The organism is Anaerococcus kampingae (assembly GCF_046365475.1).
Taxonomy (GTDB): domain Bacteria; phylum Bacillota; class Clostridia; order Tissierellales; family Peptoniphilaceae; genus Anaerococcus; species Anaerococcus kampingae.
Genome location: NZ_JBGMEF010000008.1, coordinates 17,208 through 28,403 on the forward strand (window position 1 = coordinate 17,208; position 11,196 = coordinate 28,403).

The following is an 11,196-nucleotide window of genomic DNA, read 5'->3' on the forward strand; positions in this document are numbered from 1 at the left end:
CTTTCATTTCATATATAAGGCGATTATCTGCCACAATCACCATATAATTTTTAAAAGATTTTGACCGTAAAAATTAATAATTTCGAATTTGTCAATTTAATTTATTATTAGTCAAATCTAAGATGAGAATTCTTTTTGATTTTCTAACGTTACCAATTGATCTAAGTTATTTCAACAAATTCATCCTTTTAGCTGCCTGGTATAAAAATATGCCGAGGATTGCGTTTATTGGCATGGCTACTAGGACTACTGGGTAGGATGGGATGAAGAGATTTAGTTGTTTAGTCATGCTTAGGGCAAGGGTTAGAAACATTGTTCCTGAAACCATTGTTCCTAGGGCAAAGATTAGGATTATCTTTGGGATTGAGAAGTTTTTATTCATTGCCTTTATTAGGTAGAAGACTACTAGGCTTGTGATTATTTTTTCGATGAAGTTTGGGATTTGACCGCCTGGAAAACCTGTTGTTAGGGCACTCATTATTCCTCCGGCGACTCCTAGAAGTAGGGCTTCTTTGACATCTTCTACTATCATTAATGATATAAACATCATTGATAGGAGAAAGTCTGGCTTGACTCCAAAAAATATTCCTGGCACCATGAAGTGGAGGACTAGTCCTAGGGCCATGAAAACTGCTGATATGGTTAGGTTTCTTGTTTTGATTGAATTTTGTTTTTGCATTATTTTACCTTTCTTTTCATTGATTTAGGGGAATAAAAAAGCTCACTCCTAATATATAGGAGCGAGCCTTAGCCCACGGTGCCATCCCTCTTGTCTAAAATTAGACATCTTTAGATACATACATATCCTATCCCTGTAAGGTGAGAAACACCCGCTGGCTACTATTTTGATTCACCATTGATCTGTTAGATCCATTCACAAAAAATCTTACCCTGCAATTCTCATCTACCATTTACTTTCTGTTGGTTTAATTATTTGCTACTATTTCTAACTACGATTTATATTGATACTATAATACACTAAATTTATAATCTTGTCAAGCCTTAGATCATATATCTTATTAAGAATATGATTGCTAGGACATACATTACCCAGCTTACTTCCTTGTATTTGCCTGTTAGAACCTTGATTAATACGAAGGAAATCATTCCGAATGCTATACCTTCTGCTATTGAATAAGCTAGTGGCATCATGAGGATGGTCATGAAGGCTGGGAAGGATTCGGTGATATCTCCAAAGTTTATTTCTACTACTGTTGATAGCATGAATAGTCCGACTACTACTAGGGCTGCTGATGTGGCTTGGCTTGGTATTAGTGAAAATACTGGGAAGAAGAAGGCTGCGAGTGCAAAGCATCCTGCACAAGCTAGGGCTGTAAGGCCTGTTCTTCCGCCTTCTGCAACACCTGCAGAGCTTTCTACGAAGGTTGTGACTGTAGATGTTCCTAATAGGGCTCCACATGTTGTTCCTACTGCGTCTGCTAGTAGGGCCTTTGATGCGTTTTCTAGGTTGCCATTTTCATCTAGCATTTTTGCCTTGGTTGCTACACCTGTTAGGGTGCCAAGGGTGTCAAATAAGTCCACAAATAAGAATGAAAATAGGACTGAGAACATTTCTAAGCTAAAGACATTTGAGAAGTCTAGCTTAAAGGCTATTGGTGAGATTGATGGAGGGAGTGATACGAGTGATCCTTCTGGAAGACCTGTTACTCCAAGTATTAGGGATAGGATTGTTGATACCAAGATTCCCCATAAGAGGGCTCCCTTTACCTTTCTTGTTGTTAAGACTACCATCACGATTAGGGCAAAGAAAAATACTATAGATTCTTTGCTTGAAATATTTCCTAAGGATAGAGCTGGTTCTGCCTTTTCTATAATGCCTGCATTTAATAAACCAATTTCTGCGATAAATAGACCAATACCGACTGATACAGCTTTTTTGAGTGTAGATGGGATTGAGTTAAATATTGCCTCTCTGACACCAAATAGGGATAAAATCATGAACAAAATACCTTCAAAAAATACAGCTGTCAGAGCAAATTGCCAAGGGTGGCCCATTTTCATAACGACTGTATAGGTGAAGAAAGCATTAAGCCCCATACCAGCTGATAGACCGAATGGAAGATTGGCATAAAAGCCCATCAATAACATTGCGATAATGGATGCTAGGATTGTAGCTGAGAATACTGCACCGTAGTCCATACCAGATTCTGATAGGATTTGTGGGTTAACAGCTAGGATATAGGACATTGTCATAAATGTGGTTATACCTGCCATTATCTCGGTCTTGATATTAGTATCATGTTTTTTAAGTTTAAAAGTTTTCTCGAAAAACGAAACTTTTTCCATAATTGCCTCCTTTTATTAATGATACGAGTCCATTATATTATAAATTTAGTTTTTGTCACCACATTTATATAATTTTTAACCTTTATTTTTAGCTTGATAAATATTATAATAGAAGTAAGAAACTATCAATAGTTTATTAGACAAGGAAGGTATATGACAAGTAAAAATATCATACAATTAATAGTAATAATTATAGGAGTGATGATGAGTGCTTTTTTCTCATCAAGTGAGACGGCCTTGACATCTCTCAATGTATTTAAAATCAGACAATTAGAAGAAAATGGGGTGAAAAATTCTTCCCTGGTTAGAAAGCTTTCAGAGAATATTGGCAAGGTCCTAACGACTATTCTTATCGGCAATAATATTGTAAATATAGGGACAACCACCATTGCTACCTTATTTTTTACAGATATCTTGGGCCCATCAGGGGCTTTGGTTTCAACAGTTGTCCTTACAATTGCAATCTTAATTTTTGGCGAGGTTTCTCCTAAAAATATCGCCGCAGCTAATAGCGAAAAGGTAGCCCTAAAGGTTGCAAGGCCAATAAGCTTTTTAAATATTATCCTAAAGCCACTTTCTTTTATCTTGCAGGCTATAACTGGGGTCATTACTAAGTCCTTTATTGATGATGATCAGCAAAGTGGAGATCAGGTGACAGAAGAAGACCTTAAGACAATTGTGGATGTTTCTGAAGAGCAAGGGGTAATCAACCTTGAGGAAAGTGAGATTATCAATAATGTCTTTGCTTTTGGAGATAGCGATGTAGAAGATATAATGACAGCCAGGACTAATATGGAGGCCATTTGTGTCGATATAGAACAAGATGAACTTAAGGAATTTTTAAGAAATTCTATCCATTCTAGGATTCCTGTTTATGGCAAGTCTATCGATAATATCCTAGGAATTCTCCATATGAAGGACATAGTTGCCTTTATTGCAGAAGATAAGGAACTTGATATAGAAAAGATGATAAGGCCTGCCTTTTATGTTTATGACAATATGCACACCTTTGACCTCTTTAAGGCTATGCGTGGAGAAAATGTCTCTCTTGCCATTGTCACAGACGAATATGGGGGCACAAGTGGTATTGTCACAATCGAAGACATTGTAGAAGAACTTGTGGGCGAGATTGAAGATGAGTATGACACATCCCACGATAAAATTTATAAGATAAGTGACAAGGAATATTTGGTCAATCCATCAATTCACATAAATGACTTCAATGATTATTTTGATACATACCTAATTCAGATTAAAAACGACTCTATAGGCGGTTTTGTAATTGACACCCTAGAAAAAATTCCAAAAGAGGGCGATGAAATCGAAATTGAGGGTATAAAGATAACAGTAATCAAAGTAGATAGATACAAGATAGAAATGCTAAAGGTAGAGTTTTCTTAAGGAGGAGACAGTGAGAGAAACAGTTTATATCACAGGCCACAAGAAGCCAGATACAGACTCAATTATGTCAGCCATAGCCTATGCTGACCTTAAAAATAGGCTAGGAGAATATGATGCAATTCCTATAAGACTTGGCAAACTAAGCCAAGAAAGCCGTTTTGTACTTGAATATTTTGGTGTAAGGCCACCAGAAATCAAGGAAACAATGAAGCTTACTGTAGGGGACCTAAACATAGATAAGGGCAATATAATCGACCCATCTATTCCAATTAGAAAAGCTTGGGATACCTTCCAACATGGAGCTACCAATTCCCTAACAGTTGTAGACTCTAAGGGAGAGATAGTAGGTATAGCATCCCTATCAAATATTACAAAATCTTATATGGATATTTGGGATGATAAGATCCTCGGCAGGTCAAGTACTCCAATTGATAATATCATAGATGTCTTAGCTGGTAATATCATAAACCTACCAAAAGAGCCTAGGGAGCTTTCAGGAAAGATGGCAGTGTTTGCCATGAGTGGGGATGAAAAGGACCTAGAGGGTGTAGTCCTTGAAAATGACATAATCATATCAGGAAATAGGTATGCCTATTACAAATATCTTCTAAATCAAAAGATATCACTTTTAATCCTAACCAACGGGGCAAGGCTTGATGATGAGGCCCTAGAAGTGGCAAAAGAAAACAAGGTTACAGTTATATCTACAGAATATAACTCCTTCATGGCTTCAAGACTGCTTCCACTTACAATTCCTGTAAGCCATGTAATGACCACAGACAATCTAATTTATTTTAAAACCGACGATACCCTAGATACAGTTAGGGAAGTCATGGCCAAGTCTAGATTTAGGTCATATCCGGTAGTAGACCCAACTAATCAAGTAGTAGGCTCAATTTCTAGGTATCACTTAATTTCTTCAGATAAGAAAAAGCTAATCCTAGTAGACCACAACGAACGCAACCAATCAATAGATGATATAGACGAAGCAGAAATTATAGAAATAATCGACCACCACAGGGTAGCAAACATCCTTACAACAGGCCCAGTCTTCTTTAGGGCAGAGCCAGTTGGATCAACTGCTACAATCATTTCAGAAATGTATTTAGAAAGTGGTATCAGACCATCTAAGCAAATTGCAGGTATACTTTGCGCTGCTATAATCTCAGATACCCTTCTTTTCAGGTCGCCAACTACAACAGATATTGACAGGAGAATCCTAGATAGGATGAGCAAGATTGCAGACATTAACCCAGAAGAATTTGCAGACAGGATGTTTAGGGCAGGCACATCTTTGAAGGGTAAATCAGCCAAAGACCTAATCGAAGGAGATATCAAGACCTTTACAATCGGCTCTTCAACAATTAGAGTAGGTCAAGTAATGACCATGAATCCAGAAGAGCTAGTACCAATTATGGATGAGCTAAAAGAGCTAATGGCAGCTAAAATTAAGCAAAGGGGAGAAGATACCTTCGTCCTAGTCCTAACAGATATCTTTAACCAAAGAAGTGAGCTTTTAGTAGTAGGTGAATTCTATGATGCTATCCAAGAAGAATTTGGAGAAGTCACCAAAAATGGCACAATAAACGCAGAGGGAGTTCTCTCACGTAAGAAACAAGTAATACCAAAACTAACAGCAGCAATAGTCAAGAAATAACAAAAGTCTCTAGCCTAGCTAGAGATTTTTACTTAGGAGATAGGATGGAAATATTAGATTTATACGATAGGTACAGGAAAAAAACAGGCAAGACCTACATAAGGGGTGATGTCATGCCCCCTAATACATATAGGCTCATTGTCCATGTCCTAATCTTTGATAGGGACGGGAGATTGCTCATCCAACAAAGAAAGGCAGAAAAGTCCATGGGAGGCCTGTGGGATATAACTTGCGGTGGGGCTTGTCAAAGTGGTGAAAACACTGATCAGGCAGCAAGCCGTGAGCTTTACGAAGAGCTAGGCATAGCTTTCAATTTTAGGGGCTCAAGACCAATCCTTACAGCCAATTTTAAGTATGGCTTTGATGATTTTTACATGATTCACAAAAATATAAGACTAGAAGATTTAAAACTGCAAGAAGAAGAGGTAAGTGATGCAAGGTGGGCATCCTATGATGAGGTAACCCGCCTGATGAAGAGAGGGAAATTTGTAAAATACAAGAAATCCTTCATAGATTTGCTCTTTGACCTAGAAAAGGATAAGAGATTTATGGAAATATAAAAAGGCCCGGAAAATAGGGCCTTGTATCTATAGGGAATTAAGTTGATCAAGCATGTAGTCAGGGTCCATACCATGAACCATGCAAGCTTCTTCAAGAGATTCATATAAAGATGTTGGACATGCTATGCAGCCCATACCGCTCATCATAAGAACGTTGATAGCTTCTGGCTTTGCTTGAATTATATCGCCTATAATCATATCACGAGTGATAGTTACTTTGTTTGTTTCTTTTGTATTTTCGGTCATAAATATTCCCCCTTTTATAGGAATATTTTACTACTTAAAATATAATAATCAAAGTAAATCACTAGGATATAGGAGAAAATATGGAAAAGTATGAATTATTAGAAAAAAAGAAAGAAGAATTAAGAATATTACAAGAAAAAATCAATGAGGGCCCACAAAATAGCTTTCTAAAGACCTTCCTAGGACCCTTGGGCCTAGCCTTTCTTGGCCTTAGTCTTGCGATTTTTTTAAAAATGACAGATGTGCAAAAAATTGGCATATTTATAATAATATTTATAATTAGCCTTAGTATTTATACCTTAAGGACTCAGAAGAAAAATGAAAGGGAAAAGAAAAGGCAAATAGCAGAAAGACTTGCCCTCCAAAAGGAGATAGTAAGCTTAAGTAGGGAGATAAAAAATGAGAATAATTAAATATAGTAAGTCTGAAGAAGCCCTAAATATAGCTACCCACATCCTAGGTTTCATCCTTAGTCTGATATTTTTTATACCAGTAGTTGTAGGAGCCTACCATGGCAAGGACTTGCTAGGATTTTTGGCTTGGCTAATTTATTTTATAGCCATAGCCATCATGTTTTTGGCATCGAGCCTCTACCATTCCATGACCAATCCCACAGCCAGGACCATCTTTAGGGCCATAGACCACGGGGTAATATACCTGACAATAGCAGGGTCTTACACGCCGATAATCTTAATTGGCCTCAGGTCAAGCCTATCCATAATCATCTTTGTCCTTATATGGATCTTGGCTATTTCAGGCATAACCATGAACATCATAGCCTTTGCTACAGGCAAGGAAGATAGGATAGGAAAGGCCTCGATGATAATCTACATGGCCATGGGCTGGATATCCCTCCTACTTATCTATCAAATTTATAAATACATCGGCATGTCCTATATCATGTTTTTGCTAGTCGGCGGTCTATTTTACACCCTAGGAGCCATTTTCTATTCCATAAAGAAAATCCCCTACAACCACGCTATCTGGCATATTTTTATCCTTGTAGCAGCCTTTGTTATGTTTTATGGCAACTATAAATTTTTGGGATAATTGCAAGAAAATAGAAAGTAAGTATAATATTAGCAGTCGAGTAAGAAGACTGCTAATTTTATTTGGAAAATGATTAGGAGGATTAGCAATGAGACAAGAATTTAAGGCAGAAGCCAAAAAAGTCATGGATTTAATGATCCATTCAATTTATACAAACAAGGAAATATTTTTAAGAGAGCTAATATCAAATGGGTCAGATGCCCTAGATAAGCTTTATTTTGAAGACCTAAAGTCTGATTCAACCATAGAAAAAGATGACTACTATATAGAAATCATCCCAAATAAGGAAAAGAGAACCCTTACAATCAGGGACACAGGTATTGGCATGAATGAAGAGGACCTAACAAATAACCTAGGAACAATTGCCAAATCAGGTACAGAAGCCTTCAGAAATTCTGTAGAAAATTCAGACGCCAAAGACCTTATAGGACAATTTGGTGTAGGTTTTTATTCAGCCTTCATGGTTGCAGAAAAAATCGAAGTCCTATCCAAAAAGCACGGTCAAGATAAGGCCTACCTTTGGACAAGTGAAAATGCCGATGGTTTTGAAATAAAAGAAGCAAAGAAAGATGAGCCAGGCACAGACATCACACTCTTCTTAAGAGAAAATACCGAAGATGAAAACTACGACATCTACCTAGACCAAAATACAATTAGGGGACTCGTTCGTAAATATTCAAACTACATCAGATATCCAATCAAGATGCTAGTAACCAAGACAAAAATCAAGGAAGGATCTCCAGAAGATAAGCCAGAATATGAAGATTATAAGGCCTATGACATCCTAAATTCAGATAAACCAATCTGGAAAAAGGATAAAAAAGACCTAAGTGATGAAGATTACATCAATTTTTACCAGGAAAGTCACTACGGCTATGATAAGCCACTAAGCTGGCTTCACTTCTCAGTTGAAGGTCTAGTAGAATTTAGGGCCCTACTCTATATACCAGAAAAGGCTCCATTCGATTATTATTCCAAAGATAGGAAAACAGGACTAGAGCTTTACTCTCACGGAGTAAAAATTATGGATTCTTGCGATGAAATCCTAGATGATGCCTATTCCTTTGTAAAGGGAGTTGTAGAATCAGATGATCTTACCCTAAATATTTCAAGAGAAACCCTCCAACAAAATAGGCAGCTAAGGGTAATTTCTAAGCAAATCAATAAGAAAATTAATGCTCATCTCAAGGAAATGATGGAGAAAAATAGGGAGGACTACGAGAAATTCTACAAGGAATTTGGCAACTCAATCAAGGTTGCAATCTACGAATCCTTTGGGGCAAATAAGGAAGAACTCCAAGACCTCTTACTCTTCTACTCAAGAAAAGAAGATAAGCTAATAAGTCTAAGAGAATATAAGGAAAAGGCTCTATCAACTGCAGAATTTATCTACTATGGAACAGGAGAGTCAATTGCGAAAATTAAAGCTTCCCCAGCTTTAAAACTAGTAGATGAAGATGTTGATGTCCTCCTATTAGATGATAGACTAGATGAATTTTTAATCAAAATGCTAGAAGAATACGATGGTCTTAAATTTAAGTCCATATCAGCAGAAGATGAAAAAAATGAAGAAGACAAGGAAGATAGCGAGCTAATAAACTTCATCAAGGAAGCCATGCCTGAAGATGTGGTAGATGTAAATATCTCAGATAAGCTAGAAGATATACCAGCCATCATCAAGCAAAGGGGAGAAGTCTCAATAGAGATGGAAAAGGCCCTCAAAGACCAACCAAACGCCTTTGGCATCAAGGCAGAAAAAGTCCTAGAAATCTCAAACAAAACCAAGGCCTACGACCTCTTAGAAAAAGCCTACAAGGATGATGCGGACAAGGCAAAAATGATAGCAAGGCTCCTCTTAGACCAAGCAAGACTCATAGAAGGTCTAGAAATCGAAGACCCAGTGGAATATGCTAAAAACATTTGGAAACTAATTTAATAAAAAGTTACAAAGGAAAGTGCGGAAAATCTGTGCTTTCCTTTTATATTTATACAAGAAATAAAAAAATATATAAGATTTTGATCTAGCAAAGTTTATTGTGATTGAATTTTTGTCACGAATATGATACAATATCCGTGACAAAGGAGAATTGTAATGAGTTCATATATGGAAATAATATCAGATAAAATAAATAGCTTCGACTCACATAAAGTATTTTTTGCAAATGACTTTTTAGATATTGCATCTAATGCTACGGTTAGACAGATATTAAAAAGATTAGCAGACGAAGATAAAATTAAGCGTGTAATTGATGGCTTTTATTACAATCCAAGATACAGTGAATTAATTGGAGAGTACGAAGCAGTATCAATACATGAGTTAGCACTTGCTATATCAAGAAAATACAATTGGAATATTGCACCATATAATAGCACAGCCTTAAACTTATTAGGACTTTCAACACAAGTTCCGACTCACTATAAATATATATCTAGTGGAAGATATAAGGAATATAAAATTGGGAATACGGTTTTAGAATTTAAAAAAGTAAATCCAGGAGAAATTGCCAATATGTCCCTAAAGACGGCAACAGTTATTCAAGCAATTAAGTCTTTGGGCAAAGAAAATATAACTAGCGAAGTTATACAAAAGATAAGAGAAAACTTAAGTGAAAAAGAAAGAATAAACTTAATGAACGAATCAAAATCAGTTCCATCATGGATATATGAAGTGATAAGGGAAATTTGTGAGGGTCAAAATGAATAAGTTTTATATAGAAAACAAAGAAGATCTAAGGGTCTTAATAGTCAATACTGCAAGAAAGAAAAATATATCTGAAGCAGTCATTGAAAAGGACTATTGGGTTACTTTTATCTTAGACTATCTATTTAAAGAAAATAAATGGAAAGAATATTTTACCTTTAAAGGTGGCACATCACTTTCAAAATGCTTTGGACTTATAGAAAGATTTTCTGAAGATATAGATCTAATCTTAGATTGGAGAGTATTAGGATATGAAGAAAAAGAACCATGGTTAGAAAGGTCAAATACCAAGCAAGATAAATTCAACAAAGCGGTTAATGAAAAGACAGAAGAATTTTTAAGAGATGAATTTTTAAAAGTTTTAGAACAAGATTTAAACGATTTTAACTTTAAATTTTCCATAGATACAATAGACCCACAAACAATTCTATGTAAATATCCTAAAATTTTTAAATCTAATTATTTAAGTCAAAATATAAGGCTTGAAATAGGAAGCCTTGCAGCATGGACACCAGCAATTGATGTTGAAGTTTTACCTATAATTGGTGAAGCCTATCCAAATGTATTTAAAGAAAAAACTAATATTAGAACAGTATCAGCAGAAAGAACCTTTTGGGAAAAGGCTACTATACTTCATCATGAAGCAAATAGACCAGAAGATTCTCCTATGCCCCATAGGTATGCAAGACACTTTTATGACCTATATAAGATAGCAGATTCAGATTTTAAAAATAAAGCCTTAAAGGACAAAGATTTATTAAAAAAAGTGATTGAATTTAAAATGAAATTCTACCCCAGAAAGTGGGCTAGGTATGAAGATGCATTAAATGGTAGATTAAAGTTAGTTCCAGGAGAGTTTCGATTTTCTGAAATAGAAAAAGATTATAAAGCTATGGCTGAAATGATTTATGGAGATTATCCAAACTTTGAAGAGATTATAAAAGCTCTTAAAGAACTAGAAAAAGAAATTAATGATTAAAACTCCTGAAATATTTTGAAAAGGAGGAATAAACATAGGCAAAATTGATAGCAGGACTACTCCTAGACCAAGCAAGACTAATAGAAGGCCTAGAAATCGAAGACCTAGTGGCATATGCTAAGAATATTTGGAAACTAATTTAATAAAAAATACAAAGGAAAGTACGGAAAATCTGACCTGAACCCGTAAACACGGAATAATTTAATAATATTTTAAGCGGAATGTAATCTGTACATAACAGGGGACATTCCGTTTAATTTTGTTTTAATCCTATCCTCATTGTACCATTTTATAT

12 protein-coding genes are annotated in these 11,196 nt (G+C 35.8%); 8 read left to right on the top strand and 4 right to left on the bottom strand.

Annotated features, from left to right (window positions below):
• Nucleotides 1-166: 166 nt before the first annotated feature.
• Both ACCQ42_RS01645 and ACCQ42_RS01650 read right to left on the bottom strand, forming a co-directional pair.
• Nucleotides 167-679: a tryptophan transporter gene (locus ACCQ42_RS01645; protein ID WP_410035154.1), complete on the bottom strand. Its 513-nt coding sequence runs from the start codon at nucleotides 677-679 to the stop codon at nucleotides 167-169.
• A gap of 323 nt (nucleotides 680-1,002) precedes the next feature.
• Entirely contained in the window at nucleotides 1,003-2,307 is a 1,305-nt protein-coding gene (locus ACCQ42_RS01650; RefSeq protein WP_410035155.1) for an NCS2 family permease, read from the bottom strand.
• A gap of 153 nt (nucleotides 2,308-2,460) precedes the next feature.
• On the opposite strand from ACCQ42_RS01650, the gene ACCQ42_RS01655 reads away from it, so the two are divergent.
• From ACCQ42_RS01655 to ACCQ42_RS01665, 3 genes are read left to right on the top strand one after another with little or no spacing between them, the layout of a single operon-like run.
• The gene (locus ACCQ42_RS01655; protein ID WP_410035156.1) at nucleotides 2,461-3,708 is read left to right on the top strand and encodes a hemolysin family protein; all 1,248 of its coding nucleotides are present in this window, start codon (nucleotides 2,461-2,463) and stop codon (nucleotides 3,706-3,708) included.
• Nucleotides 3,709-3,718: 10 nt separating this feature from the next.
• Entirely contained in the window at nucleotides 3,719-5,365 is a 1,647-nt protein-coding gene (locus ACCQ42_RS01660; RefSeq protein WP_106461729.1) for a putative manganese-dependent inorganic diphosphatase, read from the top strand.
• 44 nt (nucleotides 5,366-5,409) lie between these two features.
• Nucleotides 5,410-5,925: an NUDIX hydrolase gene (locus tag ACCQ42_RS01665; RefSeq protein ID WP_410035157.1), complete on the top strand. Its 516-nt coding sequence runs from the start codon at nucleotides 5,410-5,412 to the stop codon at nucleotides 5,923-5,925.
• 27 nt (nucleotides 5,926-5,952) lie between these two features.
• Here the strand turns inward: ACCQ42_RS01665 and ACCQ42_RS01670 are convergent, their stop codons facing one another.
• The gene (locus ACCQ42_RS01670; RefSeq protein WP_106461732.1) at nucleotides 5,953-6,171 is read right to left on the bottom strand and encodes a DUF1858 domain-containing protein; all 219 of its coding nucleotides are present in this window, start codon (nucleotides 6,169-6,171) and stop codon (nucleotides 5,953-5,955) included.
• Between the two features lie 80 nt (nucleotides 6,172-6,251).
• Here ACCQ42_RS01670 and ACCQ42_RS01675 point away from each other — a divergent pair, with 80 nt between their 5' ends.
• From ACCQ42_RS01675 to ACCQ42_RS01695, 5 genes are all read left to right on the top strand, one after another.
• Nucleotides 6,252-6,584, top strand: a complete 333-nt coding sequence (locus ACCQ42_RS01675; protein ID WP_265212477.1) for a hypothetical protein — start codon at nucleotides 6,252-6,254, stop codon at nucleotides 6,582-6,584.
• Nucleotides 6,571-7,221 carry a PAQR family membrane homeostasis protein TrhA gene (gene trhA, locus ACCQ42_RS01680; RefSeq protein WP_410035158.1) on the top strand — a complete coding sequence of 217 codons (651 nt, stop codon included), beginning with the start codon at nucleotides 6,571-6,573 and terminating at the stop codon, nucleotides 7,219-7,221. The genes ACCQ42_RS01675 and trhA overlap by 14 nt, the downstream gene beginning before the upstream one ends.
• 88 nt (nucleotides 7,222-7,309) lie before the next feature.
• A complete protein-coding gene (htpG, locus tag ACCQ42_RS01685; protein WP_410035159.1) occupies nucleotides 7,310-9,157 on the top strand; it encodes a molecular chaperone HtpG in 1,848 nt (615 codons plus the stop codon).
• A 156-nt stretch (nucleotides 9,158-9,313) separates the two neighbouring features.
• Nucleotides 9,314-9,925: a DUF6088 family protein gene (locus tag ACCQ42_RS01690; RefSeq protein WP_106461739.1), complete on the top strand. Its 612-nt coding sequence runs from the start codon at nucleotides 9,314-9,316 to the stop codon at nucleotides 9,923-9,925.
• Nucleotides 9,918-10,901 carry a nucleotidyl transferase AbiEii/AbiGii toxin family protein gene (locus tag ACCQ42_RS01695; protein ID WP_106461741.1) on the top strand — a complete coding sequence of 328 codons (984 nt, stop codon included), beginning with the start codon at nucleotides 9,918-9,920 and terminating at the stop codon, nucleotides 10,899-10,901. The genes ACCQ42_RS01690 and ACCQ42_RS01695 overlap by 8 nt, the downstream gene beginning before the upstream one ends.
• A gap of 212 nt (nucleotides 10,902-11,113) precedes the next feature.
• Here ACCQ42_RS01695 and ACCQ42_RS01700 read toward each other — a convergent pair whose 3' ends face one another.
• Nucleotides 11,114-11,194, bottom strand: a complete 81-nt coding sequence (locus ACCQ42_RS01700) for an IS3 family transposase (protein WP_080551595.1) — start codon at nucleotides 11,192-11,194, stop codon at nucleotides 11,114-11,116.
• Nucleotides 11,195-11,196 lie beyond the last annotated feature (2 nt).